Origin of the sequence: Neisseria subflava, from assembly GCF_003044935.1 — a bacterium.
Lineage (GTDB): Bacteria > Pseudomonadota > Gammaproteobacteria > Burkholderiales > Neisseriaceae > Neisseria > Neisseria subflava_E.
Genome location: NZ_POXP01000001.1, coordinates 808,805 through 834,476 on the forward strand (window position 1 = coordinate 808,805; position 25,672 = coordinate 834,476).

The following is a 25,672-nucleotide window of genomic DNA, read 5'->3' on the forward strand; positions in this document are numbered from 1 at the left end:
TTTATCACCCATTCGAAAATCCGTTTTGCCGGTACTCGTCTTTCTTTTTGGAGTATTGCCATTATGACCGCAACCACTGCGTCTTCAGCCAAACCTTATTTGCAAATCCAAGGCTTGGTGAAAAAGTTTGGTGACAATTACGCTGTCGATAACATCGACTTGGACATCTATCAACACGAAATCTTCGCCCTTTTGGGCAGCTCAGGCAGTGGCAAATCCACACTGCTGCGTATGTTGGCAGGCATGGAAAGCCCCAATCAGGGCAAAATCATTCTCGACGGTCAAGACATTACCAAGCTTGCCCCGTATGAGCGCCCAATCAACATGATGTTCCAAAGCTATGCCCTGTTCCCGCACATGAGCGTTGAACAAAACATCGCTTTCGGCCTGAAACAAGACAAAATGCCTAAAGGCGAAATCGACGCCCGCGTCGAAGAAATGTTGCGCCTGGTGCAAATGACCAAATACGCCAAACGCAAGCCGCACCAACTTTCCGGCGGCCAGCAACAACGTATCGCTTTGGCGCGCAGCCTGGCAAAACGTCCGAAAATCCTGCTGCTTGACGAACCTTTGGGCGCACTCGATAAAAAACTGCGCCAACAAACCCAACTGGAATTGGTCAACACGCTGGAACAAGTCGGCGTAACCTGCATCATGGTTACCCACGACCAAGAAGAAGCGATGACGATGGCGACCCGTATCGCCATTATGTCCGACGGCCAATTGCGCCAAGTCGGCACGCCTAGCGACGTGTACGACTATCCTAACAGCCGCTTTACCGCTGAATTTATCGGCGAAACCAATATTTTTGACGGCGTCGTTATTGACGACCGCGCCGATTTCTCCATCGTCAAATGTGACGGCTTGGAAAACCACGTCCGCATCGACCACGGCCTTGGCGTTCCGAACGACCATGAAATCTGGATCAGCATCCGCCCAGAAGACATTGATTTGCATAAAGAAAAACCAGAACACTTGGGCGCGCACAACTGGGCCCAAGGCACGGTTAAAGAAATTGCCTATCTGGGCAGCTTTGCAATTTACCACATCAAACTCGCCAACGGCCGTGTCGTTAAGAGCCAAGTTCCCGCACCTTATTGGTATGTGCGCAACATTACGCCGCCGACTTGGGACGAAACCGTCTATATCAGCTGGCCTGAAAACCAACCGACACCTCTGTACAGTTAATTTGAGGGAAATGCAATGGACCTTAAAAAACTGAAAAAGAAACTGTTTCGCCGTCCTGGACAGCGTGCAGTGATTGCCGTGCCGTATATTTGGCTCTTGGTGCTGTTTCTGATTCCGTTCGCCATCGTATTGAAAATCAGCTTTGCCGAACAAGAAATCGCCATTCCGCCATTTACGCCGTTGACGACGATTGATGAAGACTTAGGCCGTCTGAACATTGCCATCAGCTATCAGAACTACGCCGACATTTTCCAAAACTTTTGGAATACGCTCAATCCGTTTGGCGACAGTGAAAACAGCAATATCTATTTGATGACCTACTGGTCTTCGATTAAGACCGCGCTGACGACGACCATCATCTGCCTGTTAATTGGTTATCCGACCGCTTATGCCATTTCACGCGCCAATCCGGCTGCGCGCAACGGCCTGCTGTTGGCAATCATGCTGCCTTTCTGGACCTCTTTCCTGCTGCGTGTTTACGCATGGATGGGCTTATTGGGTCACAACGGCATCATCAACAATTTCTTAATCAAATATGGAATCATCAGCGAGCCTTTAGACCTGTTCTACAATGCTTTCTCGCTGAATTTGGTGATGGTTTACGCCTATCTGCCGTTTATGATTTTGCCGCTGTACACACAACTGGTAAAACTGGACAACCGCCTGCTCGAAGCCGCTTCCGACTTGGGTGCAGGTCCGATCAAATCGTTCTTTACCATTACCCTGCCTTTATCCAAAACAGGCATCATCGCAGGCTCTATGCTGGTCTTCGTTCCGGCCGTCGGTGAATTTGTGATTCCTGAATTGGTGGGCGGCTCTGAAAACCTGATGATCGGTAAAGTATTGTGGCAGGCATTCTTCGACCAAAACAACTGGCCGCTGGCTTCTGCCGTCGCCGTCGTCATGGTTGCCCTGCTGGTTGTACCGATTGCCCTGTTCCAGCACTATGAAAACCGCGAATTGGAAGAAGGAGGCAAATAATGCAGAAAACCAAATTATCCTGGTTCTTGAAACTGATGCTCCTGCTCTCGCTGGCATTCCTCTATATTCCGCTGGTGGTTTTGGTCATCTATTCTTTCAATGAATCCAAACTGGTTACCGTTTGGGGCGGTTTCTCAACCAAATGGTACGGTGCATTGATGGAAAACGACACCATCTTGGAGGCGGCCTGGCTGTCATTGCGTATCGCCATCGTTTCCTCGCTTGCCGCCGTAGCACTCGGCACATTGGCTGGTTACGCCATGGCGCGTATTAAGCGCTTCCGCGGCAGCACCCTGTTTGCCGGTATGATTTCCGCGCCTATGGTGATGCCTGATGTGATTACCGGTTTGTCCATGCTGTTGCTGATTATTCAGGTACAAATGTTCCTGCAAGGCAGTGAATTGCTGCAATCGCTCTACTTCGATCGCGGTTTCTTCACCATCTTCCTCGGCCACACCACGCTTTGCATGGCGTACATTACCGTCGTCATCCGCTCGCGCTTGGTGGAATTGGATCAATCCTTGGAAGAAGCCGCTATGGACTTGGGCGCCCGTCCGCTGAAGATTTTCTTCGTGATTACCCTGCCGCTGATTGCCCCTGCGATTGCTTCCGGCTTCCTCTTGGGCATTACCCTGTCTTTGGACGACTTGGTCATTACCTCCTTCCTATCAGGCCCGGGCTCATCGACATTGCCGCAAGTAATTTTCTCCAAAATCAAACTCGGCCTTGACCCTCAGATGAACGTTTTAGCAACCATCCTGATCGGTATCATCGGTACGCTGGTGATTGTCGTCAACTACTGGATGATGCGTCAGGCAACCAAACGGGAACGCGAGGCTGCCGAAGCCTACCGCCAAGAAAAATTGGCAGCCGAAAAAGCCGCCTAATATGCAGACAGGCTGTCCGATAAAGTGTCGGAACAGCCTGTTTTATTAACCGCATTTTATCCTTTCAGACGGCCTAAACTTAAGCCCATATTCCTGGCCGTCTGAAAACCTGTTTTCAATAAAGTGAAAACCAACCTAAAGCCCAAATCATGATCAATCCCAGCTTCAAAGAATACCTTCCCTCCTACTATGTCAGCACAGCCAATCCCCATCCGTCTTATCCGACGCTTGAAGGCCGTCTGAAAACTGAAACCTGCGTTATCGGCGGCGGCTTGACCGGTTTATGCACCGCCCTACCGCTTGCCGAAAACGGCCATGAAGTCATCGTACTCGAAGCCGCACGTATCGGTTTCGGCGCATCAGGCCGAAGCGGCGGACAAGTCATCAGCGATTTTGCCTGCGGCATGGAAGAGATCGAAAAACAAGTCGGCTTAGAACAGGCCCAATGGTTCTGGCAGCAATCCCTGCAAGCCGTTGAACTGGTTGACTCGCGCATTCAAAAACACAATATCCAATGCGATTGGCAACGCGGCTACGCGACCGTCGCCGTCCGTCCTCAGCATTGGGAAGAATTGCAACAATGGCACAAACACGCACAAAAACATTATGGCGCAAGCCATTACCAGCTTTGGGATAAAGCCACACTGAAGCAACAACTAGCCAGCGATATGTATCAAGGCGCGCAATTTGATCCTTTATCCGGCCACTTGCACCCGCTCAATTACACCCTAGGCATTGCCAAAGCGGCAGCCGATGCAGGCGCACAACTTTTTGAGCAGTCCCCGATGACGCGTATCGAGCCATGCGATAACGGTTGGCTGGTTCATACACCCAATGGCAGCGTTGAATGCAAAAACCTCGTTTATGCCGTCAATACTTATGCCGGTTTACACCCGAAATTCAAAGTATTGGAACAAAAAGCCATTGCCGTCAGCACCTTTATCATCGCCACCGAGCCTCTGGGCGAGCGTGCCAAAGACCTGATCCGCAACAATATGGCCATCTGCGACAACCGCCACGTCCTCGACTACTACCGCCTCAGCGCCGACGGCCGCCTGCTCTTCGGCGGCAAAGACAACGAGTTTATCGACGATCCTGACTGCATGACCGAACTCGTCCGCCAAGACATGCTGAAAGTTTTTCCGCAACTTGCCGATGTCAGAATCGAGCATTCTTGGGGCGGCGAATGCGACATCACGCGCAACCTCGCTCCACATTTCGGCCGCCTCGCCCCTACCGTTTTCTTTGCACAAGGCTACTCCGGACACGGCATGGCGATTACCGGCATTGCCGGTTTGGCAATTGCCGAAGCCATCATGGGTGATGACGGCCGTCTGAAACCTTTCGAACAACTGCGCCACAGCAACATCATCACCCAGCCGTTCCTGCGCAAACTCGGCTCCTACCTCGGTTCCAAATACTACCAGTGGAAAGACAGCCACTAAACCCAAACGACAAACATATTTCAGACGGCGGCAGATTCAAGTAGAATTTAGGCCGTCTGAAAGCGTAGACACGACAAAATTCAATCATTTATCAGCAAGGAAACCATCATGAGCAACCATCACAAACTCATCATCCTCGGCTCCGGCCCTGCCGGCTATACTGCCGCCGTCTATGCCGCCCGTGCCAACCTTAACCCTGTAATCATTACCGGCGTTGAGCAAGGCGGACAATTGATGACCACCACCGAAGTGGACAACTGGCCTGCCGACGCAGAAGGCGTACAAGGTCCGGAACTGATGGCCCGTTTCCAAGCTCATGCCGAACGCTTCGGCACTGAAATGATTTTCGACCAAATCCACACCGTTGATTTGCAAAACCGTCCGTTTACCCTCAAAGGCGATATGGGCGAATACACCTGCGATGCACTCATTGTTGCTACCGGCGCATCCGCCAAATATTTAGGTTTGCCAAGCGAAGAAACCTTTGCCGGCAAAGGCGTTTCCGCCTGTGCAACTTGTGATGGTTTCTTCTATAAAAAACAAGATGTTGCCGTAGTCGGCGGTGGCAATACCGCTGTGGAAGAAGCCCTCTACCTTGCCAATATCGCCAACACCGTTACCCTGATTCACCGCCGCGACAGCTTCCGCGCCGAAAAAATCATGGTGGACAAGCTGATGCAACGGGTTGAAGAAGGTAAAATCATCCTCAAGCTCAACAGCTCGGTTGATGAAATCTTGGGCGACGAAAGCGGCGTTACCGGTGCACGCCTGAAACACAATGACGGCGGCACTGAAGAAATCTCCGTCAAAGGCGTCTTCATCGCCATTGGCCACAAACCCAACACCGACATCTTCAAAGGCCAACTTGATATGGACGAAACCGGCTATTTGAAAACCAAAGGCGGCACCGGCGACAATGTCGGCGCCACCAATATCGAAGGCGTATGGGCGGCAGGCGACGTCAAAGACCATACCTACCGTCAAGCCATCACCAGCGCAGCTTCCGGCTGCCAAGCCGCACTTGATGCCGAACGTTGGCTCGACCGCCACGGCGCATGAATCTCTAAAACTGCGCCCTATTCTTTGAAACATCATCAACAGGCCGTCTGAAATTTCAGACGGCCTATTATCTGTTTGCCACACTGAATTTCATTTTAATGGCAAATTTATATCAAATAAGTACTTTTGCTTTATAATGACAACAAATACCCAACAAACAGGGAACAAACATGAAAAAAACACTAACGACACTTATCCTTTGCGCACTGACTCCTGCCGCCCTGGCTGCCGATACTTACGGCTACCTGGCCATGTGGCAAAACCCAGCCAACAGCGATGAAGCGCTGCAAATCAAAACCACCAAAGAAAATGCCACCCAACTGGATGCGACAGCCGAACTCGAAACATTCTGCAAAGGCCAAGATGCCTTAGCCGGCATCGGTGCAGGCCAAGCAACAGGCTGCAAAACGGTTGTCCCTCTGCACAACACCTGTATCGCTGTTGCCTATCCTAAAGCCATGGGCAAATTGACTGCTCAAAACGTGGTAGCCATTACCTCCCCACGTTTCAAAACCGTGCATCAAATTGCCTTGAACCAATGTATCAAAAAATACGGCTCACAAGGACAATGTGCTTTAGAAACAGTCTATTGCACTTCCGAAACCTACTATCAAGGTACAGTCAAAACCCTTTGGGAAAAAATCAAATCCATTTAAGGCCGTCTGAAAATAAAACCGGCTTGCCCGATATTCTCCATATCACGGCAAGCCGGTTTTTTATTCTGGCTTTTATTTGCTGTTTTTTTCCAACAATTTGGCCACAACGCCTTCAGCCTGTTTCACCAAATCAGGGTTGGTTCGGAAGTGGTTTTCATCATTTAAAGAGTAGCTGACAGTAGAAACCGCATACTTCGTGCTTCGCAACACAAATACGCCTTTACGCAAGATTTCGTCATTGCCTTTGGTTTTGTAACGCAGATTATACGGGCAAGAAGAATCATACAGTTTGCCACGGTTGTCTGCGGTTACAATCGTGCTGCCAATGCCGCGTTTTGCCAAAGCTTTGGACAAAGCCTTGTCCAAATCATGCGGACGCACTTTTGCATTCTGAATGATGCAGACATGTTTGATGCTGGTCAGCTCTTCAGGTTTCAATACTCTTTGTTCCGTAGTAGAACACGCGCCCAGCAACAATACGGCTGAAGCCGCTGCTAAAATCATGGTTTTCATCTGTTTTCCTTTTTAAAATTTTCAAACAATAAATATTCAGACGGCCTTTACAAAAAGGCCGTCTGAAAAAATCAACGTACGTTTTTCATCAAACGTTGTTTCTCACGCTTCCAATCCGCTTCTTTCAGGCTTTGGCGTTTGTCATGCTGTTTCTTACCCTTGGCCAAACCGATTTCCACTTTGATTCTACCACGTGTGTAATGCAGGTTTAAGGGCACAATCGTATAACCGGCACGTTCGGTTTTACCGATTAACTTGTTGATTTCCGATTGTTTCAACAACAACTTACGCGGACGGACAGGGTCGGGTTTGACGTGTGTCGAGGCAGTGGGCAATGCGGTAATGTGGCAGCCCACCAAATAGAATGCGTCTTTTTTCCAGTAGATATAGCTTTCTTTTAATTGCACGCGTGCAGCGCGGATGGCTTTGACTTCCCATCCCTCCAATACTATACCGGCTTCGATTTGGTCTTCGATAAAGAAATCGTGAAAGGCTTTTTTATTATTGGCAATACTCATTGTGCTGATTCTTTACAAACTTTTCAGACGGCCTATTTTATCAGGCATGCTTAAAAAATAAAACGGCAAACGGTTTTGAAACGTTTATTCGCTTAAAACATGGCGGCGGTAAAAACGGTCGATATCAGCAATCGCTTTTTCATCTTCAGGGCGCAAATCCAGTTTCAAATCGGCAAGGCGGATTAAGATTTGGTCTTCACGCTCGGCAACGGCGCAGCTGACCTCGCCTTCGCTACGAAAATGACGGATAAGCTCGTCTAACTGGTTTAAAGCATTTTGATAAGATGAATTTTGATTCATAATTTTTAACTCGAACGCCCATAAAAAATGGCGGGAAACCCCGCCATGATTTTACGGCTTACGCCGCGCATTTGATTAAGCAGCTTGAATGTTAGCAGCTTGTTTGCCTTTAGGGCCGGTGGTTACGTCGAAAGATACGCGTTGACCTTCTTTCAGGGTTTTGAAACCATCCATGTTGATCGCTGAGAAGTGAGCGAACAAATCTTCGCCACCTTCATCAGGAGTGATGAAACCAAAACCTTTAGCGTCGTTAAACCATTTTACGATACCGGTTGCCATTAGAAACTTCCTATACTTAAAAATTAACAAAATCAGCAAAACAAGGCATACAGCAAACTAAAACGTTCAGCGTTTCTCCCACGTATCACATACGCGGTCGAGTGCCAACTTCTGCTTAACCGTCTTTTTACATTTGTTAAGACAAAACGTCAAGCTATGTTTTCAAAAAAGTGGGAAAATAGAAAAAAATTGCCGAAATACAACAGAAAACTGTTTACACTCTAAAACAGGCCGTCTGAAAACTGAAACCTAAGCTTATGAACCATCCGAATACCGACCACCAATCCGATACCCTGCTCAGCGATATCAACACACAGCCGCCGAAACGTTACGGCGTATTTTTATTGAACGACGATTACACCACCATGGAATTTGTCGTCGAAATCCTGACCGAAGTCTTTATGCTTACACAGGAACAGGCAGTGGCCGTCATGTTGCTGGTGCACCACGAAGGCAAAGGCCTGTGCGGCACCTACACGCGCGATATTGCGCAGACCAAGCAACATCAGGTCATGGAACGTGCCAAAGCTGAAGGGCATCCGCTCAAATGTATAGTCGAAGAGGTTTAAATCATGCTTTCACCCGAATTGGAACACATCCTGCAACTGCTCTACCGTGAAGCACGCAACGCCCGTTATGAGTTTATCAGCTTGGAACACCTGCTTTTGGTGTTGATAGAAGAAGATGCGGCTGTGCCGAACGTCTTGAAACTGTGTGGTGCGGATTTGAAAGTCCTGTCCGAGCAGCTTGCGGCCAGCGTTGCAGAAAATACACCGCAAATTCCCGATCATCTTCTGGATACGGTCGAAACCCAGCCGACATTGGGCTTCCAACGCGTCATCCAACGGGCAATGGTGCATACCCAGTCTGCCGGCAAAGCCGCAGTAGAGCCTTTGGATATTTTGGTTGCCATGATGAGCGAATCTGAAAGCCATGCCGTTTATTTCCTCAAATTGCAATCCATTACACGCTTTGAAGTCTTGCGTTGCATTGCCCATGGCTCGCCTGATGACGAAGACTGCAATGATTCAGACGGCCTGGGACGCGAGGGCGAAGAAGCGGAACAGAAAACCGGCTCTCTTTCCGACTACACCGTCAACCTCAACGCCGAAGTCAAAGCCGGCCGTATCGACCCTTTGATTGGTCGCAAACACGAAATGGAAAGGCTGGTACAAATCCTGTGCCGCCGCCGCAAAAACAATCCGCTTTTGGTCGGCGAGGCTGGTGTGGGCAAAACCGCGCTGGCGGAAGGCTTAGCACACCAAATCGTCAACGGCGATATTCCCGACGTGCTGAAAGAAGCCGAAGTATACGCACTGGATATGGGTTCGCTTTTGGCGGGCACGAAATACCGCGGCGACTTTGAAGCACGGGTCAAATCCGTCTTGAAACAGCTCGAAAAAATCCCGCACGCCATTTTATTCATCGACGAAATCCACACCATCATCGGCGCGGGCAGCACCAGCGGTGGCACAATGGATGCGTCTAACCTGCTCAAACCTGCGCTGGCAAAAGGCTCGCTGTGCTGCATCGGTGCGACCACTTATGACGAATACCGTACCATTTTCGACAAAGACCACGCCTTAAGCCGCCGTTTCCAAAAAATTGACGTGGTCGAGCCTACCATTTCCGAAACCGTACAAATCCTGCGCGGCTTGAAACCGATGTTTGAAGATTTCCACCAAGTCCGCTATACGCAAGGCGCACTTGAAGCCGCAGCCGAACTTTCCGCCCGCTACATCAACGAACGTTTCCTGCCCGACAAAGCCATCGACGTAATGGATGAAGCAGGCGCGGCGCAACGGATTTTGCCCAAATCCAAACAGAAAAAAGTCATCGGCAAAGCGCAAATCGAAACCGTCATCGCCAAAGTTGCGCGGATTCCCGAAAAAACCGTGTCGCACGACGACAAACAAGTGTTGCAATTCCTCGGCCGTGATTTGAAAAACATGGTTTACGGTCAGGAAAACGCCATTGACGCGCTGGTTGCCGCCGTCAAAATGTCGCGCTCCGGCCTCGCCCTGCCCGACAAACCGATAGGCAGTTTCCTCTTCTCCGGCCCAACCGGCGTCGGCAAAACCGAAGTCGCCAAACAGCTTGCCTACTCGATGGGCGTACCGCTGCAACGCTTTGATATGTCCGAATACATGGAACGCCATGCCGTATCGCGCCTCATCGGTGCGCCACCAGGCTACGTCGGTTTCGAACAGGGCGGCCTTTTGACCGAAGCCGTCAACAAACAGCCGCATTGCGTGTTGCTCTTGGACGAAATCGAAAAAGCCCACCCCGACATTTTCAACGTCCTCCTGCAAGTCATGGACGCAGGCAAACTGACCGACAACAACGGCAAGAGTGCCGATTTCCGCAACGTCATCCTGATTATGACCACCAACGCAGGCGCGGAAAGCCTCAGCCGCCCCAGCCTCGGCTTTACCGCCAAGCGCGAACGCGGCGACGAAATGCAGGCGATCAACAAACTCTTCACGCCCGAGTTCCGCAACCGCTTGGACGCGATTATCCCGTTTGCACCCTTGTCCGAACCCTTCATCGTAAAAGTTGTGAACAAATTCCTGCTTCAGCTCGAACACCAGCTCCTCGACAAAAAAGTCGAAGCCGAATTCACGCCGGCATTGCGCAACTATCTGGCGGAAAAAGGTTTCGACCCGCAAATGGGCGCACGCCCGATGAACCGCCTGATTCAGGAAAAAATCCGCAAACCGCTCGCCGACGAACTCCTGTTCGGTAAACTCGCCGAAGGTGGCTTCGTGCTGATAGACTGGGATGCGGCAAAAGAAGAAGCCGTGTTGAAATTCAAGAAAAACAAAGCCAAACCTGAAGCAGCAGCGGTTTGACGGATAAAGGCAAAAGGTCGTCTGAAAACGAAATTTCCGTTTTCAGACGACCTTTTTTGTAATTAACATCCAATTCTCATCTATTCTTGTTCGCGGGAGCGGCTTAAGCCCAATTCCAAATCGGCATGGCGCACAGCCAACTGACGTTCAACTAATTCACGGTAGGTCATTCTTTGATACCCATTAAATATTTTATCCGTCTGTACAACTTCTTAACCCACGAAATATTTACAAATGTATAAATCTTTGTTACAACTTCGCCGTCATACTGCGCATTTTCCCGTGCAGCCCGAAATTTTGCCCGGGCTTCTTCAGGGCCGTCCGCCCAAATGCTCAATGACCAGGACTTGCCGTCAAAGCGGTAAGAAAACATGTACTCATTCATAGGAGAAACCTTATGTATTTTGAAATCTATAAAGACGCAAAAGGCGAATACCGTTGGCATTTGAAAGCAGCCAACCATGAAATCATCGCTCAGGGCCAAGGCTACACCAGCAAGCAAAACTGCCAGCACGCAGTCGATTTGGTGAAAAGCACTACCGCCGCTACCCCTGTAAAAGAGGTATAAAATCCGCTTTTACCCTAAGCCCGCGCCCTACGCGGGCTTTTTTGTCAGTCGCCGAATAGTGGTCATAAATAGCAAAATATCTAATAATTTGAGACCTTTGCAAAATTCCCCCAAATCCCCTAAATTCCTTCCAAGACATTTAGGGGATTTCTCATGAGTACTTTCTTTCAGCAAACCGCACAAGCCATGATTGCCAAACACATCGACCATTTCCCGCTATTGAAGTTGGATCAGGTGATTGATTGGCAGCCGATCGAACAATACCTGAATCGTCAAAAAACCCGTTACCTCCGAGACCACCGCGGCCGTCCCGCCTATCTCCTGTTGTCCATGTTCAAAGCCGTCCTGCTCGGACAATGGCACAGCCTCTCCGATCCCGAACTCGAACACAGCCTCATCACCCGCATCGATTTCAACCTGTTTTGCCGTTTTGACGAACTGAGCATCCCCGATTACAGCACCTTATGCCGCTACCGCAACTGGCTGGCGCAAGATGACACGCTGTCCGAACTGCTGGAACTGATCAACCGCCAACTGACCGAAAAAGGCTTAAAAGTAGAGAAAGCATCCACCGCCGTCGTTGACGCCACCATTATCCAGACCGCCGGCAGCAAACAGCGCCAGGCCATAGAAGTCGATGAAGAAGGACAAGTCAGCGGCCAAACCGCACCGAGTAAAGACAGCGATGCCCGTTGGATAAAAAAAAACGGGTTATACAGACTCGGTTACAAACAACATACCCGTACCGATGAGGAAGGCTATATCGAGAAACTGCACATTACCCCCGCCAATACCCATGAGTGCAAACACCTGTCGCCTTTATTGGAAGGATTATCCAAAGGTACGACCGTCTATGCCGACAAAGGCTATGACAGTGAGGAAAACCGGCAACATCTGGAAGAGCATCGACTGCAGGACGGCATTATGCGCAAAGCTCACCGCAAACATCCGCTGTCGGAAGCGCAAACCAAACGCAACCGATATTTGTCGAAGACCCATTATGTGGTCGAACAAAGTTTCGGTACGCTGCACCGTAAATTCCGCTATGCGCGGGCAGCCTATTTCGGACTGATTAAAGTGAGTGCACAAAGCTACCTGAAGGCGATGTGTTTGAACCTGTTGAAAGCGGCTAACAGGCTAAGTGCGCCTGTTGCTGCCTAAAAGGTGGCCGGATACCTGATTAATCAGGTATCCAAGGGGGATTAAGGGGGAATTTGGGTAGAATCAGTGGATATTTGAAACAAAAACAGCCGAAAATCTTTGTTTGGATCTCGGCTGTCGGGAGGAAAGGAATTTTGCAAAGGTCTCAGGCCGTCTGAATTTCAGACGGCCTTTTTATCTCAATCAAAAATCTGATTTACAAAACGGATTTAACAGTGGCAACCACATTGTCTACGGTAAAGCCGAATTCTTTGAACAGCAAGTCAGCAGGTGCAGACTCGCCGAAGCGGTTGATACCGACCACGGCGCCGTTCAAACCGACGTATTTATACCAACCGTCGGCATGTCCGGCTTCTACGGCTACGCGTGGCAAACCTTCCGGCAGAACGGCGGCTTTATAGGCGGCGTCTTGGCGGTCGAATACATTGGTAGACGGCATGGAAACGACACGTACGGCGATACCTTGTTCTGCCAATACTTTTTGTGCTTCCAGAGCCAATTCAACTTCAGAACCGGTAGCAATTACAATAGCTTGCGCATTACCTTGAGCTTCGCTGATTACATAAGCACCGCGTTTGATGTCGTTCAGTTGTTGCTCATCACGCGCTTGGAATTTCAGGTTTTGACGGCTGAAAATCAGGCTGGACGGATGATCGGCCGCTTTAACGGCTTCAGACCACGCTACCAAAGATTCAACGGTATCACATGGACGCCATACATCCATATTTGGAATCAGGCGCAGAGTGGCAGTTTGCTCGATAGGTTGGTGGGTCGGACCGTCTTCACCCAAACCGATGGAATCGTGGGTAAACACAAATACAGGGTTGATTTTCATCAGCGACGCCATACGCAAAGCATTACGCTCGTATTCGCTGAACATCAGGAAAGTCGCGCCGAATGGTTTAACACCGCCATGCAGGGTAAGGCCGTTCATGATTGCGCCCATGCCGAACTCGCGAACGCCGTAGTGAATATAGTTGCCGCCGTGTTCGCGGGTAACGGAAACGCTGTTTGACCAGTCAGTCAGGTTGGACGGGGTCAAGTCTGCAGAACCGCCCACCAATTCAGGCAGCTCTTTTGCCAAGATTTCGATGCTGTTTTGGCTGGCTTTACGGGTGGCGATGGTTTCTGCTTTGGCGCACACTTCTTTCAATGCGGCTTGAACGTAAGCATCGAAGTTTTCAGGCAGTTTTTTATCCATGCGGCGCACAAATTCTGCGGCTTCGGCAGGATATTTGGCCTGATATTGAGCGAAGAGTTCGTTCCATTCGGCCTCAAGTTTCGCGCCTTTTTCTTTTGCATCCCATGCAGCATAGATCTCTTGAGGGATTTCAAACGCAGGATAAGCCCAACCCAAATGTTTGCGCGTGGCTTCGATCTCGTCCGCACCCAAAGGCGCACCGTGGGTTTTGTGGCTGCCTTCTTTGTTAGCACTGCCTTTGCCGATTAAGGTTTTGCAACAAATCAGGGAAGGTTTGCCGGTTTCGGCTTTGGCCGCCTCAATGGCCGTCTGAATGGCATCAGTATCATGACCGTTTACATTTGGAATCACATGCCAGCCGTAGCTTTCAAAGCGTTGCGGAATATTTTCGGTAAACCATCCGTCCACTTTACCGTCGATGGAAATATTGTTGTCATCATATAAAACAATCAGTTTGCCCAAGCCCAAAGTACCGGCAAGCGAACAGGCTTCATGCGATACGCCCTCCATCATACAACCGTCGCCCATGAAGACGTAAGTGTGGTGGTCAACGATGTTCAAGCCGTCTTTATTGAACTCGGCAGCCAAGATTTTTTCGGCCAAAGCCATACCCACTGCGTTGGCAATACCTTGTCCCAATGGGCCGGTCGTGGTTTCCACGCCGTCGGTGTAGCCGTATTCCGGATGGCCGGGGGTTTTGCTGTGCAGTTGGCGGAAATTTTTCAGATCATCAATAGAAACGTTGTAGCCGGTCAGGTGCAACAGGCTGTAAAGAATCATGGAAGCATGACCATTGGAGAGGACAAAACGGTCGCGGTTGTAGAATTTCGGGTTAGCCGGATTATGATTGAGGAACTTCGTCCACAACACTTCTGCCATTTCCGCCATACCCATAGGCGCACCCGGGTGGCCTGAGTTGGCTTTTTGTACGGCATCGACTGAGAGGAAACGGATTGCGTTTGCCAGTTGAGACATGGTTTGACCTTCCTTGGACAAGATTGGAAATATGAAAAAAGGTGTGCCGATTATCGCCTGAATCAGCCGTGCTTTCAAGGATAGCTTTTGATATTCGCTTTGTCAGACGGCCTGTTTCCACTCGGTTGCCCGAAACGAACAGGATAGATGATATTAACTGTTATTTCGTTTTGAAACAGTGCTTTATATATTTTTATCGTGTAAATAGCAAATCACTATAAGTTTGCATACAGGCTGATTCGTAAACCTTTGAATACTGCCCTTTTCAGACGGCCCTACATCAAACGGCCACAAGGAATCCATCGTTAAGACGAAGTCCCTCTTTTGCTTTGAATAGAGTCAAATGTTATGATTTGTATGCACGCGAAAGGCCGTCTGAAAATATTCACATCAAACTACTACCATGACAACAGGCTTGTGTGCACTTCATCAAGGAACACTGAAATGTCACCAGAAAACCAAGCTGAAAACACCACACCCTCAACAGAAAAAACAGCAAAAGCCACTGCGCCCAAACCTTCCAAACCCAAATCCAGCGTGATTCAAATCCATCCCGAAGGCGAACGCATCCATCCTAAAAAGGCAGAAGGACGCTTTGCCAAACTGCGTATCGCCGCCGTATTGGCGACCCAGTTTGTATTTTACGTTATTCCATGGTTCAACTGGAGCGGCCGTCAGGCGGTTTTATTCAATATCCCTGACCGTCATTTCTTCATTTTCGGACTGTCGCTGGGCATGGGCGATTTGATCTACCTTGCCTTGCTGCTGATGATTTGCGCATTCGGATTGTTTTGGTGGACAACCATTGCCGGTCGTTTGTGGTGCGGCTATTCATGCCCGCAAACAGTTTACACCGAAATTATGCTGTGGATCGACAACTTGGTCGAAGGCGATAGAAACAAACGCCTGAAACTGGAAAAATCGCCTTGGAACTTTACTAAAATTCGCATTAAGGCCACCAAATACCTGCTGATTTTCCTTGTCTGCGCATGGACAGGTATCACTTTTGCAGGCTGGTTTATCCCGATCCGCCAATTTATTCCCGATTTATTCACCGGAGCAGCAGGCGGCGGCGCAATGTTTGCCGCAGCATTTTACGGATTCATGACTTTCTTCTTCGCCCACATCATGCGCGAAAAAGTGTGTCTGCATATGTGTCCGTATGCACGTTTCCAAAGTGCAATGTTTGACAAAGACACGCTGATTATTTCTTACGATACCGAACGCGGCGAACCGCGCGGCGCACGCAAGAAAACCGCCAACAAAGAAGACAGCGGCTTGGGCGACTGCATCAACTGCACCATGTGCGTGCAAGTCTGTCCCGTCGGTATCGACATCCGCGACGGTTTGCAATACCAATGTATCGGCTGCGCGGCGTGTATCGATGCCTGCGACGAAATCATGGACAAAATGGGCTACGAGCGCGGCTTAATCCGTTATACGACCGAAGGCGCGTTGGAACACGAATACCCTGAAAGCGACATCAAAAAACGCTTGAAACGTCCGCGTGTAGCTGGTTATGGCGCAGTACTCCTGGTGGTCATCATCGCCTTCCTGGTCGGCATTTCCACCCGAAAAATGGTCGAAGTCGATATCCTGAAAGACCGTGGCGTCATGGTTCGCGAAAACAGCCAAGGCTGGTTGGAAAATGCCTATAACCTGCGCATTATCAACAATAGTGAAAATGAACAACTGATGACTGCAACCGTCAAAGGCTTTGATGAAATCGCGCTGACCGGCCTGCCTGAAAACGGTATTAAAATTGCGCCGCGGGAAACCGTTACCATCCCGGTACAGGTATCTACCATTCCCGAATACGCCGACAAAGGCAGCCATCCGATTGAATTTACCTTTATCTATCACGAGACCGGCTCTGCCGACTCCAAACCGACTACTTTAGAAGAAAAAGCAACCTTTATCGGAGAATAAACGGTGTCCTCACAACCCAAAATCAAACCTTGGTACAAACATATTTGGCCCTGGGTGCTGATGGCCGGCCCCATCTTCGTCGTTATCGCCAGCGTTTCCATGTTCTTCGTCGCAAAAGAACACACGACAGACTTGGTGTCTGACGATTACTACAAAGACGGCAAACACATCGAAATCCAACTTCACCGCGATGAAGAAGCCGTTAAACGGCAAATTCAGGTGCAGGTCTTAATCAGTCCGGATATGAATGCCGCCAAAGTATTCGTCAGCGGACAATTCGATACCAAACAGCCATTAAACCTATTGTTGATGCACCCAACGCGCAAAGCCGATGACCAAACCGTCAAGCTGCGCGCCGTAACAGCCGAACCACAAAACGGCCGCATGGAATACGAAGCCGTCTTTAAACCTTTACGCCCAACCAATCATTGGTACTTACGCGTTGAAGATGCCTCAGGCGTATGGCGTGTTGAAAACAAATGGATAGTCAGCCAAGGCAATGCAGTCAACCTGACCCCCATGGACAAATTGTTCGACAACGGAAAACAAGCCGCTTCAACAGAACAATAAATCCCGACCCAGGCCGTCTGAAACCTTTCAGACGGCCTGAAATCTTCATACCCTCTTATATTCCCTTCCAAATATGATTTTTTCCGATTGGCGCAGACTTACCGAAAATGAAGTCCGTATGGCAAAACAAGTTTTTGCGGACAGCATAAACTTCCACCGCATCAAAATATATCGCGGCATTCCACTTATACCCAACGCCAATACCGCCATTGCGCCCAATGGAAACATATACTTTCCGCGTAAACACTGCCCCGAAGATTTCACTCAAGCCGGGATCGCCTACAAAATCTGGCTGATTCATGAGCTGACACATGTCTGGCAACACCAGCGCGGTCACAAAGTTTGGCTTTCCGGCCTATTCATCATGCTCAAAGGCGGATACAGAAAACGCAAAGCTTACGCCTACCCCATCCCCTTACCCCACATCAACCAATTAAATATCGAACAGCAGGCAGACCTTATTGCCCACTATTTCGCAGCTACTTTTCTACCCAAAAACATTTACACCCCGCAACAGCCTATTTTTCATACGGCCTTAGCAGATTTTCTTCACAACCCACACGACAAAAATCTATGCCCGAAATACTTGTCGGCAAAAAAACAACACTTCAAAAAGCAGAGTGAACAAATAAGCTATAATGAACAATCCGACACATCATCCAAAAGATCCCAAACCATGCCTTGGAACATACCTATTTTACTTACCTGGATGCGCGTCCTATTAATCCCCGTGTTCACCATCCTATTCTATTTACCGAACACATGGATTCAACCACAAACCGTCAACTGGACAGCCGCTATCATCTTTGCACTTGCCGCTATTACAGACTGGTTCGACGGCTTTTTGGCACGCCGCTGGAAACAAACTTCCGACTTTGGCGCATTCCTTGACCCTGTTGCCGACAAACTCATGGTCGCAGTTGCCCTGCTCCTGCTCGTCAGCCTTGGCAGAACATACGCCATCTTCGCCATGATTATTATCGGACGAGAAATTACCATTTCCGCCTTGCGCGAATGGATGGCACAAATGGGCAAACGCGGCAGCGTTGCAGTGGCCACTATCGGCAAATTCAAAACTACTGCCCAAATGATCGCCATCTTCCTTTTACTTATCGGTACGGACAAATATAACGACCCTTTCTATCTCATTGGTAACATATTGATGTTTATAGCATCTGTATTGACCATCTGGTCCATGTGCTACTACCTGAAAATGGCATGGAGAGAATTCAAATAAAATTTTTAAAAAAATAAAAACAAAACACTTGACGCACACAATTAAATCCATAATAATTGCGTCTTCTTCGATATACGAAGCAACAAATATCAGAGCGGGAATAGCTCAGTTGGTAGAGCGCAACCTTGCCAAGGTTGAGGTCGCGAGTTCGAGACTCGTTTCCCGCTCCATACTGATTACTTGTTGATTGTTCTTTTTCAATATGCGGGAATAGCTCAGTTGGTAGAGCGCAACCTTGCCAAGGTTGAGGTCGCGAGTTCGAGACTCGTTTCCCGCTCCAGTTTAATTTCAGATGCACTCAAATGCGGGAATAGCTCAGTTGGTAGAGCGCAACCTTGCCAAGGTTGAGGTCGCGAGTTCGAGACTCGTTTCCCGCTCCATTAAATCATGCATCCGAATACGCGGGAATAGCTCAGTTGGTAGAGCGCAACCTTGCCAAGGTTGAGGTCGCGAGTTCGAGACTCGTTTCCCGCTCCAGTTTCATACTACAACACTCAAACGTAGTTTTGGCGAGATAGCAAAGTGGTTATGCAGCGGATTGCAAATCCGTCTACGCCGGTTCGATTCCGACTCTCGCCTCCATCCCTTTCATGGCGGGGTGGCAGAGTGTTTATGCTATAAGGGGTGCAACCCTTATATAGGCCGGTTCAAATCCGCGCCCCCGCCTCCAATTTCTCAATTTACTGTCTACGCCCGGGTGGTGAAATAGGTAGACACAACGGACTTAAAATCCGTCGGCCCTAAACCGGCCGTGCCGGTTCGATTCCGGCTCCGGGCACCAATAAATATCTGAATTCATTGAAAAACCTAATATTCCAAATTTCTAATTGACAGCTTATTTGTAAGGCTGTCTTTTTTGTTTGTGCCTTATTTGTGTCTAACTTGCGCCATTTGTGTCAAATGTGACAAGATCGTGCAAAGGTCTCAGGCTATGACAATGAGGAAGACCGGTAGCATCTGGTAATCATCGTTTGCTGGACGGCATTATGCGCAAAGCCCACCGTAACCGTCCGCTGATGGAAGCGTAAACCAAACGTAACCGACATCTATCGAAGACCCGTTATGTGGTCGAACAAAGCTTCGGTACGCTGCACCGTAAGTCCCGCTACACTCGGGTAGCCTATTTCGGTCTGATTAAAGTGAGTGCACAAAGCCATCTGAAGGCAATGTGTTTAAACCTGTTGAAAGCGGCTAACAGGCTAAGTGCGCCTGTTATTACCTAAAAGGCGGCCCGGATACCTGATTATCGGGTATCCGGGGAGAATAAAGAGGGAGGGGGGGTTGAGTAGAATCAGTGGATACTTGGAGCGAGAACAGCCGAAAATCTATGTTTGGATTTCGGCTGCTGGAAGGAAAAGGAATTTTGCAAAGGTCTCATTTTAAAATTTCCCAAAATGATAAGGCCGTCTGAAAATCCTTTTTCAGACGGCCTTATCATTCAAATCAGAAGGACTTAAACCAAGTTCTCCAGCATCCATTTAACGTAACGGCTGACGCCTTGTTTTACATCCAAAAATTCTTCTTTATACCCGGCTTCGCGCAGCTTGGTAATATCCGCTTGAGTAAAGCTCTGATATTTGCCTTTAAGTGCATCGGGGAATGGGATATAGCGAATAAGCTCTTCTTCAACCAACTCTTTCAAACTCATTTCAGGCTTGCCTTCGGCTGTACGGCAGGCGTTGACGGTGGCAGCGGCAAGTTCGTTAAACTGTTGGCTGCGGCCTGTACCAAGGTTAAAGATACCTGAAAGCTCAGGATGATCGAAGAAGTAAAGGTTAACCTTGGCAACGTCTTCTACGCTGACAAAGTCGCGTGTTTGCTCGCCGTTACCATAGCCGTCATTAGCGCCAAACAGGTTAACATAGCCATGCTCGCGGTATTGATGAAAATGGTGGAAGGCGACGGACGCCATTCGGCCTTTGTGTTGCTCCTGTTGTCCGTAAACATTGAAGTAGCGGAAGCCGACAACTTGGGCTGTCAGACCTTCTTTCATGCGACGACGCAATACTTGGTCAAACAAGAATTTAGAGTAGCCATATACATTGAGTGGTTTTTCCAGTTCGCGCTCTTCGCGGAAGATTTCACCTTTGCCGTACACGGCGGCACTGGAAGCATAGAGGAACGGAATACGTTCGTCCTGACACCAATCTAAGAGGTCGAGCGTGTACTGATAGTTGTTGTCCATCATATAAAGGCCGTCATGATTCATGGTGTCGGAACATGCGCCTTGATGGAAAACCGCTTCAATATTGTCGTAAGGCAAAAGATGGCCGCGCACTTGGCGGATAAATTCGTGTTTATCAAGATAGTGGGCAATTTCACACTCGACAAGGTTTTTAAATTTTTCACCTTTGCTCAGATTGTCGACGGCAACAATGTCGGTAATACCGCGCTGGTTAAGTGCTTTGACGATGTTGCTGCCGATAAAGCCGGCTGCGCCTGTTACGATAATGGTCATAATGAGTTTCCTTTATTTTGATTTTTCAGACGGCCTTGAAGTAATCATGCCGTCTGAAAATAAAAACTTTTCTGTCTGGATTATTTTCCAACTCTATTTTCAGACGGCATTTAGAATTTTAAGGCCGTCTGAAACAATCATTATTGCTCTTCCAATGCCTTATTCAACTCTGCAAACGAGCAAACCGCCGTACCAAGTTTTGCCACGACAACGCCCGCTGCCGTATTAGCAAGGTGCATCGCTTCAGGCATGGTATAGCCTGCCGCCAAACCCAAGCCCATTCCGGCAATAACGGTATCGCCCGCACCGGATACATCATAGACTTCTTGAGCCCTTGTAGGCTGATAAATCGGCTTGCCCTCATTGAACAGGGTCATACCCTCTTCGCTTCGGGTCAGCAAAATCGCGGTCAAGTCGAGATGACGGCGCAGATTTTGGGCTTTTTCGGTCAAATCGTTTTCGTTTTTCCAGCTGCCCACCACTTCTTTCAATTCTGCACGGTTAGGCGTAATCAGCGTAGCGCCGGCATATTTTTCGTAATCATCGCCTTTCGGGTCGATTAAAACGGGTTTACCGGCCTGTTTCGCCCAATCGATCATATCGGAAATATGCGACAAACCGCCCTTGCCGTAATCTGAAAAAATAATGGCATCGTATTCAGGCAACACTTCTCGATATTGATGTTTGATTTGTTCCAATACCTCACGATGAGGCTGCTCTTCAAAATCAAGTCGGATAAGCTGCTGGTTGCGAGCAACAACTCGCAGTTTGACAGTAGTCGCAATTTGTTTGTCGCGCATCAGATAGGAAGAAACACCGTCTTGCACCATCAACGCATCCAGTGCATCTGCAGCTTCATCATCGCCAGTTACGGACAACAGCCCTACTTTGCCACCCAATGAGGCGATATTGCGCGCAACGTTTGCCGCACCACCCGCGCGTTGGTCGATACGTCCGATTTTCGCCACCGGCACGGGCGCTTCGGGCGAAATACGGGACACGTCGCCAAACCAATAGCGGTCGAGCATCACATCGCCGACAACCAAGACTTTGGCTTGTGCAAAACGGGATTTGAGAGTTTCTTGTTGGAACTTGGTGGGCATATTGCCTCCGTTATGTTTTTTTCAGACGACCTCAACCTGTAAGGTCGCCTGAAAATCAGTTTGCTTCAAGGTTTACCACGCGGTTCACTTCACGCAATACGGCTACCGGATCGGCAGCTTTGGTTACCGGGCGGCCCATTACCAAATAGGTTGAACCTGCAGCCAAGGCTTCAGCCGGTGTCATAATACGGCGTTGGTCGTCATTATTGCCGGCAACGTCCAAGCGGATGCCCGGTGTTACCAAGACAAAATCCTGTCCCAATTCACGGCGCAATGGTGTGGCTTCTTGAGCGGAACATACCACGCCGTCCAAGCCTGAACTTTGCGCCAGTTTCGCCAAGCGGATGACTTGTTCTTCAGGGGCAATGTTCAAACCGATTTCTGCCAAGTCACTTTGTTCCATGCTGGTCAACACGGTTACGCCGATCAAAAGCGGCTTGGTTTGATATCCGGCAACGGCTTCTGCTGCAGCTTCCATCATACGGCGGCCACCGGAGGCGTGCATATCGACCATCCAAACGCCCATATCGGCGGCAACTTTACAGGCCTGAGCGACTGTATGGGGAATATCGTGGTATTTCAAATCGAGGAAAAGTTTGAAACCTTGATTGATTAAGCTTTCTGCCAAATTGCGGCCGGTTGCAGTAAACAGCTCTTTGCCGATTTTGATTTGACACAATGTCGGGTCAAGATTACGGACAAATCCAAGCGTATCTTTTTCGTTGGCAAAATCGAGGGCGACGATGACGGGAGTACGTTGTTGCTGAGTTTGGAAGTCGGAGATCAAGGGATTCATAAGATGCCTGCGGATAAACGGTTATAGCTTCGATTTTAACAGCTTTTGTACACAAAAGGCCGTCTGAAAGTATTTTTTCAGACGGCCTCATGATTTTACTTTGGCAAAACTTATTTGCCCAAACCTTTCAATACTTCGGCTTTCACGGCTTCTACTGCTTGGGTGCCGTCAACTTTGATGTATTTAGGCGCATGTTCGCCTTCCAGTTTGCTGTAAAAATCAACCAAAACTTCGGTTTGCTCGTGGTAAACGGCAAGGCGTTTTTTCACGGTTTCTTCTTTGTCGTCGTCGCGTTGAATCAAATCTTCGCCGGTTACGTCGTCTTTGCCTTCAACTTTAGGCGGATTGTAGGTAACGTGGTAAGTACGGCCGGAAGCCAAATGCACGCGGCGGCCGCTCATGCGGTCGACAATCACGCTGTCAGGTACATCGATTTCAACTACGGCATCCAAATCCACACCAGCTTCAACCATGGCTTCGGCTTGTGCCAATGTGCGTGGGAAACCGTCAAACAGGAAACCGTTTTTGCAGTCGTCTTGGGCAATGCGCTCTTTAACCATACCGATAATGATGTCGTCGCGAACCAAACCGCCTTCATCAATGATTTTTTTTGCTTCCAAACCCAGCGGAGTGCCTGCTTTGATGGCAGCGCGGAGCATATCGCCGGTAGAGATTTGAGGAATGCCGAATGCAGCAGTGATGAATTGAGCCTGTGTGCCTTTGCCGGCGCCTGGTGCGCCCAACAATAATACTTTCATGATGAGTCCTTCTTGGTTTATGGATTTGATGTTTGTTTAATTCTACACGCCTTGCGTTTATCGTTCAAAACTGCAGACGGCCTGCTCTGCGCCAAAGTGCTGCCACGCATCATCGCGCATTTCGATAAACCAGCTGTCTTCGGGGAAGCGTTCCAATGCGTCTTTCAACGTGGAAAGTAGGTTTTGGGACAAGGCTTTTGCCAAATATTCTTCCTCGTTGGCTTCTGCCGCTTTGTCCGGCTGTTGCGCCAAACCGAGGGCGCGTGTCCGATGGCCGTGTGCCAGATAGTTGAGCGCAATCACTTTTTGCGCCCAAAGCTGGGGAATGTCGGGGCTTTCCTGCAACAACACCGATAAAATCGATACAGCGACCGCCAACCGTCCGCCGGTCATGCGTAAATCTAAAGACTGGTTGGGCGGCAGGGTGCTGAGCATTTCTGCCATGCGAAACCAAAATTCGCCGCTGGCCTCGTCGGGCGCGGCCACTTTCAACATTTCGTAGTTGAACTCTTGATCGTCGTCTTTGACCAGCAAAGCGACATCGGCAAGCAGTTTTTGTTCGTCACGGCTCAAATGGCGTAAATCATTCATGTTTTTTTTCCTTTCAGACGGCCTCGAACACAGCCCTTACCCTGTCCAAATCTTCCTGCGTATCCACGCCGGCAGCAGGCGCTTCTTGGGTGATTTCAACAGCAATCGGATAACCGTGCCACAGGACGCGCAATTGTTCCAGAGATTCAATGGTTTCCAAAGGAGAAACTTCCATTTCGGAATAGCGTTGCAGGAAACCTGCACGATAGGCATAAATGCCGATGTGGCGCAAAACAGCTGTTTCTGAAGGTAATTCGCGTTTTTCGGCGCGCATGGCGTCGCGCGGAAAAGGAATCGGGGCGCGGCTGAAATAGATGGCGTTGCGGTTTTTGTCGAGGATGGCTTTGACAACGTTAGGATTCATAAACTCGTCAAAATCGTGCAATTCGTGGGCGGCCGTCGCCATTTGCACATTGTTTTCAACCAAAACTTCAGCCGTACGGTTGATGAGTTCGGGATCGATTAAAGGCTCGTCGCCTTGTACGTTCACAACAATCAGATGCTGCGGCAGTTTCAGCGTATTGGCCGCTTCGGCAAGACGCGTTGTACCGCTTTCGTGTTGATTGGAAGTCATGACCACTTCGACACCATGCGCCTGACAGGCCGTCTGAATATCGGGATGGTCGGTAGCAACGACAACACGCGCGGCCTTGCTTTTCGCCGCCTGTTCGGCGACACGCACAACCATCGGTTTACCGTGAATATCGGCTAAAGCCTTTCCCGGCAGACGTGAAGAATCCAACCGCGCCGGAATTAATACGACAAATTCGGTCATGCTTTCAGTTCCTCTTCGCTTAACGGGCGCGCTTCGTTTTCCAACATATAAGGGATGCCGTCACGAATCGGATAAGCCAGCTTCGCCTGACGGCTCCACAATTCCTGTTTGTCTTGATGGTATTCGAGTTTGCCTTTGGTCACAGGACAAACAAGGATGTCTAAGAATTTTTTTTCCATGGGGTTACTTTCGGGTTTGATGGTTTTAGCGAAACTTGCTGCACTCGTTTTCAGACGGCCTTTTTTGTATCGACAACATCAGCCGCCATTTTATATTTATTCATTCTACTTATTTGATGCCTTAGGGCAAGCAGGAGCAGGATTTTTCCCACTACACATTATTTGATAAAAATCCTTCTCCAACTTAGGAAGATTTTTTTGGCTGAATCTTTCGGTTTTTTTATGTATTAATGTCATAACAGGCACTACGGAAGCTTCCATATAACGCGATGTTTTATTTAAAATAGATTGCCCTTCGGGACTACTATAAAAATCAATCATAGCATCTACTTCTTTTTGTGTATAAACAGTTTTCATACCGTTCAATGTTATTTGGCGCAACTCTGCATATACTGCAGGCGTTCGAATCTCAGCATACATCTGACGCAAATATTTGCTCATCACTGCTTTCAGCTGACGTTGCTTACTCTCTGGAGCATTTGCTAACATTTCTTTTACTTGCGGAAAACTCATGACCATTTTTTCAGAATCTTGAAAAACTTGATCAAATATTAAATCTGCCTTCTGTACTTGATATAAACGCTCCAGCGACTCATCGCTCGGTGTAGCGGCAAACGCATTGGCACACAAGGCCAAAGCAGCAAAAGGCAACAATAAAGTTTTCAATTTCATTTTTTCTCCTTTTTAAGGCTT

At 48.9% G+C, this 25,672-nt stretch carries 27 protein-coding genes, 7 tRNA genes and 1 pseudogene; 21 read left to right on the forward strand and 14 right to left on the reverse strand.

Annotated elements, in window-relative coordinates:
• Positions 1-63: 63 nt before the first annotated feature.
• The 6 genes from DBY95_RS03880 (at position 64) to DBY95_RS03905 (ending at position 6,216) form a co-directional block, all read left to right on the forward strand.
• Complete coding sequence (locus tag DBY95_RS03880) at positions 64-1,188, forward strand: ABC transporter ATP-binding protein (protein ID WP_063076462.1); 1,125 nt, start codon at positions 64-66, stop codon at positions 1,186-1,188.
• A gap of 15 nt (positions 1,189-1,203) precedes the next feature.
• Positions 1,204-2,169, forward strand: coding sequence for an ABC transporter permease subunit (locus DBY95_RS03885; protein ID WP_049335897.1), 966 nt, complete (start codon positions 1,204-1,206; stop codon positions 2,167-2,169).
• The gene (locus DBY95_RS03890) at positions 2,169-3,056 is read left to right on the forward strand and encodes an ABC transporter permease subunit (protein ID WP_003679574.1); all 888 of its coding nucleotides are present in this window, start codon (positions 2,169-2,171) and stop codon (positions 3,054-3,056) included. Before DBY95_RS03885 ends, DBY95_RS03890 begins: the two co-directional genes overlap by 1 nt.
• Before the next feature lie 149 nt (positions 3,057-3,205).
• Positions 3,206-4,501 (forward strand): NAD(P)/FAD-dependent oxidoreductase, encoded by a 1,296-nt coding sequence (locus tag DBY95_RS03895; RefSeq protein WP_107723451.1) that lies wholly within the window; start codon positions 3,206-3,208, stop codon positions 4,499-4,501.
• A 108-nt stretch (positions 4,502-4,609) separates the two neighbouring features.
• Entirely contained in the window at positions 4,610-5,560 is a 951-nt protein-coding gene (trxB, locus tag DBY95_RS03900; RefSeq protein ID WP_049348440.1) for a thioredoxin-disulfide reductase, read from the forward strand.
• 170 nt (positions 5,561-5,730) lie between these two features.
• Entirely contained in the window at positions 5,731-6,216 is a 486-nt protein-coding gene (locus DBY95_RS03905) for a DUF4189 domain-containing protein (RefSeq protein ID WP_107723452.1), read from the forward strand.
• A 72-nt stretch (positions 6,217-6,288) separates the two neighbouring features.
• Here the strand turns inward: DBY95_RS03905 and DBY95_RS03910 are convergent, their stop codons facing one another.
• The 4 genes from DBY95_RS03910 to DBY95_RS03925 all read right to left on the reverse strand — a co-directional run bounded on the left by DBY95_RS03910 (position 6,289) and on the right by DBY95_RS03925 (position 7,826).
• Entirely contained in the window at positions 6,289-6,729 is a 441-nt protein-coding gene (locus tag DBY95_RS03910; RefSeq protein ID WP_004520797.1) for a hypothetical protein, read from the reverse strand.
• A gap of 71 nt (positions 6,730-6,800) precedes the next feature.
• Positions 6,801-7,247 carry an SsrA-binding protein SmpB gene (smpB, locus tag DBY95_RS03915; protein ID WP_003679566.1) on the reverse strand — a complete coding sequence of 149 codons (447 nt, stop codon included), beginning with the start codon at positions 7,245-7,247 and terminating at the stop codon, positions 6,801-6,803.
• A gap of 84 nt (positions 7,248-7,331) precedes the next feature.
• Positions 7,332-7,547, reverse strand: coding sequence for a hypothetical protein (locus DBY95_RS03920; RefSeq protein ID WP_003679564.1), 216 nt, complete (start codon positions 7,545-7,547; stop codon positions 7,332-7,334).
• Positions 7,548-7,622: 75 nt separating this feature from the next.
• Complete coding sequence (locus tag DBY95_RS03925) at positions 7,623-7,826, reverse strand: cold-shock protein (protein WP_003682902.1); 204 nt, start codon at positions 7,824-7,826, stop codon at positions 7,623-7,625.
• A gap of 257 nt (positions 7,827-8,083) precedes the next feature.
• On the opposite strand from DBY95_RS03925, the gene clpS reads away from it, so the two are divergent.
• Positions 8,084-8,395 carry an ATP-dependent Clp protease adapter ClpS gene (clpS, locus tag DBY95_RS03930; protein WP_004520799.1) on the forward strand — a complete coding sequence of 104 codons (312 nt, stop codon included), beginning with the start codon at positions 8,084-8,086 and terminating at the stop codon, positions 8,393-8,395.
• 3 nt (positions 8,396-8,398) lie between these two features.
• Positions 8,399-10,678 carry an ATP-dependent Clp protease ATP-binding subunit ClpA gene (gene clpA / locus DBY95_RS03935; RefSeq protein ID WP_107723453.1) on the forward strand — a complete coding sequence of 760 codons (2,280 nt, stop codon included), beginning with the start codon at positions 8,399-8,401 and terminating at the stop codon, positions 10,676-10,678.
• Between the two features lie 166 nt (positions 10,679-10,844).
• Here clpA and DBY95_RS03940 read toward each other — a convergent pair whose 3' ends face one another.
• On the reverse strand, positions 10,845-11,063 hold the full coding sequence (locus DBY95_RS03940) for a hypothetical protein (protein WP_107723454.1): 219 nt from the start codon (positions 11,061-11,063) through the stop codon (positions 10,845-10,847).
• Positions 11,064-11,075: 12 nt separating this feature from the next.
• On the opposite strand from DBY95_RS03940, the gene DBY95_RS03945 reads away from it, so the two are divergent.
• On the forward strand, positions 11,076-11,246 hold the full coding sequence (locus DBY95_RS03945) for a YegP family protein (protein ID WP_107723455.1): 171 nt from the start codon (positions 11,076-11,078) through the stop codon (positions 11,244-11,246).
• A 153-nt stretch (positions 11,247-11,399) separates the two neighbouring features.
• The gene (locus DBY95_RS03950; protein ID WP_107723456.1) at positions 11,400-12,407 is read left to right on the forward strand and encodes an IS5 family transposase; all 1,008 of its coding nucleotides are present in this window, start codon (positions 11,400-11,402) and stop codon (positions 12,405-12,407) included.
• 196 nt (positions 12,408-12,603) lie between these two features.
• Here DBY95_RS03950 and tkt read toward each other — a convergent pair whose 3' ends face one another.
• Positions 12,604-14,583 carry a transketolase gene (gene tkt / locus DBY95_RS03955; RefSeq protein WP_107723457.1) on the reverse strand — a complete coding sequence of 660 codons (1,980 nt, stop codon included), beginning with the start codon at positions 14,581-14,583 and terminating at the stop codon, positions 12,604-12,606.
• A 444-nt stretch (positions 14,584-15,027) separates the two neighbouring features.
• On the opposite strand from tkt, the gene ccoG reads away from it, so the two are divergent.
• The 11 genes and pseudogenes from ccoG to DBY95_RS04010 form a co-directional block, all read left to right on the forward strand.
• A complete protein-coding gene (gene ccoG / locus DBY95_RS03960; protein ID WP_107723458.1) occupies positions 15,028-16,512 on the forward strand; it encodes a cytochrome c oxidase accessory protein CcoG in 1,485 nt (494 codons plus the stop codon).
• Positions 16,513-16,515: 3 nt separating this feature from the next.
• Positions 16,516-17,082, forward strand: a complete 567-nt coding sequence (locus DBY95_RS03965) for a FixH family protein (protein WP_107723459.1) — start codon at positions 16,516-16,518, stop codon at positions 17,080-17,082.
• A 676-nt stretch (positions 17,083-17,758) separates the two neighbouring features.
• Positions 17,759-18,319 (forward strand): CDP-diacylglycerol--glycerol-3-phosphate 3-phosphatidyltransferase, encoded by a 561-nt coding sequence (gene pgsA, locus DBY95_RS03975; RefSeq protein ID WP_107723669.1) that lies wholly within the window; start codon positions 17,759-17,761, stop codon positions 18,317-18,319.
• A gap of 94 nt (positions 18,320-18,413) precedes the next feature.
• Positions 18,414-18,489, forward strand: a tRNA-Gly gene (locus DBY95_RS03980).
• 34 nt (positions 18,490-18,523) lie between these two features.
• Positions 18,524-18,599, forward strand: a tRNA-Gly gene (locus DBY95_RS03985).
• Positions 18,600-18,623: 24 nt separating this feature from the next.
• Positions 18,624-18,699: transfer RNA gene (locus DBY95_RS03990), tRNA-Gly, on the forward strand.
• Between the two features lie 21 nt (positions 18,700-18,720).
• A tRNA-Gly gene (locus tag DBY95_RS03995) sits at positions 18,721-18,796 on the forward strand.
• Between the two features lie 31 nt (positions 18,797-18,827).
• Positions 18,828-18,901, forward strand: a tRNA-Cys gene (locus DBY95_RS04000).
• Between the two features lie 10 nt (positions 18,902-18,911).
• Positions 18,912-18,989 (forward strand) — tRNA-Cys (locus DBY95_RS10560).
• Between the two features lie 21 nt (positions 18,990-19,010).
• Positions 19,011-19,100: transfer RNA gene (locus DBY95_RS04005), tRNA-Leu, on the forward strand.
• Between the two features lie 146 nt (positions 19,101-19,246).
• A pseudogene (locus tag DBY95_RS04010) lies at positions 19,247-19,542 on the forward strand (transposase); the annotation flags it as partial.
• 230 nt (positions 19,543-19,772) lie between these two features.
• Here DBY95_RS04010 and rfaD read toward each other — a convergent pair.
• The 8 genes from rfaD to DBY95_RS04050 all read right to left on the reverse strand — a co-directional run bounded on the left by rfaD (position 19,773) and on the right by DBY95_RS04050 (position 25,651).
• A complete protein-coding gene (gene rfaD / locus DBY95_RS04015; protein WP_049335592.1) occupies positions 19,773-20,777 on the reverse strand; it encodes an ADP-glyceromanno-heptose 6-epimerase in 1,005 nt (334 codons plus the stop codon).
• A 140-nt stretch (positions 20,778-20,917) separates the two neighbouring features.
• Positions 20,918-21,880 carry a D-glycero-beta-D-manno-heptose-7-phosphate kinase gene (gene rfaE1 / locus DBY95_RS04020; protein ID WP_107723460.1) on the reverse strand — a complete coding sequence of 321 codons (963 nt, stop codon included), beginning with the start codon at positions 21,878-21,880 and terminating at the stop codon, positions 20,918-20,920.
• A 55-nt stretch (positions 21,881-21,935) separates the two neighbouring features.
• Positions 21,936-22,676, reverse strand: a complete 741-nt coding sequence (pyrF, locus tag DBY95_RS04025) for an orotidine-5'-phosphate decarboxylase (protein WP_107723461.1) — start codon at positions 22,674-22,676, stop codon at positions 21,936-21,938.
• 110 nt (positions 22,677-22,786) lie between these two features.
• Positions 22,787-23,434: an adenylate kinase gene (gene adk / locus DBY95_RS04030; protein ID WP_003746105.1), complete on the reverse strand. Its 648-nt coding sequence runs from the start codon at positions 23,432-23,434 to the stop codon at positions 22,787-22,789.
• 57 nt (positions 23,435-23,491) lie between these two features.
• On the reverse strand, positions 23,492-24,025 hold the full coding sequence (locus DBY95_RS04035; protein ID WP_107723462.1) for a 3-deoxy-manno-octulosonate cytidylyltransferase: 534 nt from the start codon (positions 24,023-24,025) through the stop codon (positions 23,492-23,494).
• 13 nt (positions 24,026-24,038) lie between these two features.
• Positions 24,039-24,800, reverse strand: coding sequence for a 3-deoxy-manno-octulosonate cytidylyltransferase (gene kdsB / locus DBY95_RS04040; protein ID WP_107723463.1), 762 nt, complete (start codon positions 24,798-24,800; stop codon positions 24,039-24,041).
• Positions 24,797-24,979, reverse strand: a complete 183-nt coding sequence (locus DBY95_RS04045; protein WP_049329252.1) for a Trm112 family protein — start codon at positions 24,977-24,979, stop codon at positions 24,797-24,799. The genes kdsB and DBY95_RS04045 overlap by 4 nt, the downstream gene beginning before the upstream one ends.
• 105 nt (positions 24,980-25,084) lie before the next feature.
• On the reverse strand, positions 25,085-25,651 hold the full coding sequence (locus DBY95_RS04050) for a DUF2059 domain-containing protein (protein ID WP_107723464.1): 567 nt from the start codon (positions 25,649-25,651) through the stop codon (positions 25,085-25,087).
• Between the last annotated feature and the right edge of the window lie 21 nt (positions 25,652-25,672).

What these genes read in the sequence shown, in the direction of transcription:
- DBY95_RS03880 (WP_063076462.1), top strand. Translation starts at nt 64, where the DNA reads ATGACCGCAACCACTGCGTCTTCAGCCAAACCTTATTTGCAAATCCAA.
- DBY95_RS03885 (WP_049335897.1), top strand. Translation starts at nt 1,204, where the DNA reads ATGGACCTTAAAAAACTGAAAAAGAAACTGTTTCGCCGTCCTGGACAG.
- DBY95_RS03890 (WP_003679574.1), top strand. Translation starts at nt 2,169, where the DNA reads ATGCAGAAAACCAAATTATCCTGGTTCTTGAAACTGATGCTCCTGCTC.
- DBY95_RS03895 (WP_107723451.1), top strand. Translation starts at nt 3,206, where the DNA reads ATGATCAATCCCAGCTTCAAAGAATACCTTCCCTCCTACTATGTCAGC.
- trxB (WP_049348440.1), top strand. Translation starts at nt 4,610, where the DNA reads ATGAGCAACCATCACAAACTCATCATCCTCGGCTCCGGCCCTGCCGGC.
- DBY95_RS03905 (WP_107723452.1), top strand. Translation starts at nt 5,731, where the DNA reads ATGAAAAAAACACTAACGACACTTATCCTTTGCGCACTGACTCCTGCC.
- DBY95_RS03910 (WP_004520797.1), bottom strand. Translation starts at nt 6,729, where the DNA reads ATGAAAACCATGATTTTAGCAGCGGCTTCAGCCGTATTGTTGCTGGGC.
- smpB (WP_003679566.1), bottom strand. Translation starts at nt 7,247, where the DNA reads ATGAGTATTGCCAATAATAAAAAAGCCTTTCACGATTTCTTTATCGAA.
- DBY95_RS03920 (WP_003679564.1), bottom strand. Translation starts at nt 7,547, where the DNA reads ATGAATCAAAATTCATCTTATCAAAATGCTTTAAACCAGTTAGACGAG.
- DBY95_RS03925 (WP_003682902.1), bottom strand. Translation starts at nt 7,826, where the DNA reads ATGGCAACCGGTATCGTAAAATGGTTTAACGACGCTAAAGGTTTTGGT.
- clpS (WP_004520799.1), top strand. Translation starts at nt 8,084, where the DNA reads ATGAACCATCCGAATACCGACCACCAATCCGATACCCTGCTCAGCGAT.
- clpA (WP_107723453.1), top strand. Translation starts at nt 8,399, where the DNA reads ATGCTTTCACCCGAATTGGAACACATCCTGCAACTGCTCTACCGTGAA.
- DBY95_RS03940 (WP_107723454.1), bottom strand. Translation starts at nt 11,063, where the DNA reads ATGAATGAGTACATGTTTTCTTACCGCTTTGACGGCAAGTCCTGGTCA.
- DBY95_RS03945 (WP_107723455.1), top strand. Translation starts at nt 11,076, where the DNA reads ATGTATTTTGAAATCTATAAAGACGCAAAAGGCGAATACCGTTGGCAT.
- DBY95_RS03950 (WP_107723456.1), top strand. Translation starts at nt 11,400, where the DNA reads ATGAGTACTTTCTTTCAGCAAACCGCACAAGCCATGATTGCCAAACAC.
- tkt (WP_107723457.1), bottom strand. Translation starts at nt 14,583, where the DNA reads ATGTCTCAACTGGCAAACGCAATCCGTTTCCTCTCAGTCGATGCCGTA.
- ccoG (WP_107723458.1), top strand. Translation starts at nt 15,028, where the DNA reads ATGTCACCAGAAAACCAAGCTGAAAACACCACACCCTCAACAGAAAAA.
- pgsA (WP_107723669.1), top strand. Translation starts at nt 17,759, where the DNA reads ATGCCTTGGAACATACCTATTTTACTTACCTGGATGCGCGTCCTATTA.
- rfaD (WP_049335592.1), bottom strand. Translation starts at nt 20,777, where the DNA reads ATGACCATTATCGTAACAGGCGCAGCCGGCTTTATCGGCAGCAACATC.
- rfaE1 (WP_107723460.1), bottom strand. Translation starts at nt 21,880, where the DNA reads ATGCCCACCAAGTTCCAACAAGAAACTCTCAAATCCCGTTTTGCACAA.
- pyrF (WP_107723461.1), bottom strand. Translation starts at nt 22,676, where the DNA reads ATGAATCCCTTGATCTCCGACTTCCAAACTCAGCAACAACGTACTCCC.
- adk (WP_003746105.1), bottom strand. Translation starts at nt 23,434, where the DNA reads ATGAAAGTATTATTGTTGGGCGCACCAGGCGCCGGCAAAGGCACACAG.
- DBY95_RS04035 (WP_107723462.1), bottom strand. Translation starts at nt 24,025, where the DNA reads ATGAATGATTTACGCCATTTGAGCCGTGACGAACAAAAACTGCTTGCC.
- kdsB (WP_107723463.1), bottom strand. Translation starts at nt 24,800, where the DNA reads ATGACCGAATTTGTCGTATTAATTCCGGCGCGGTTGGATTCTTCACGT.
- DBY95_RS04045 (WP_049329252.1), bottom strand. Translation starts at nt 24,979, where the DNA reads ATGGAAAAAAAATTCTTAGACATCCTTGTTTGTCCTGTGACCAAAGGC.
- DBY95_RS04050 (WP_107723464.1), bottom strand. Translation starts at nt 25,651, where the DNA reads ATGAAATTGAAAACTTTATTGTTGCCTTTTGCTGCTTTGGCCTTGTGT.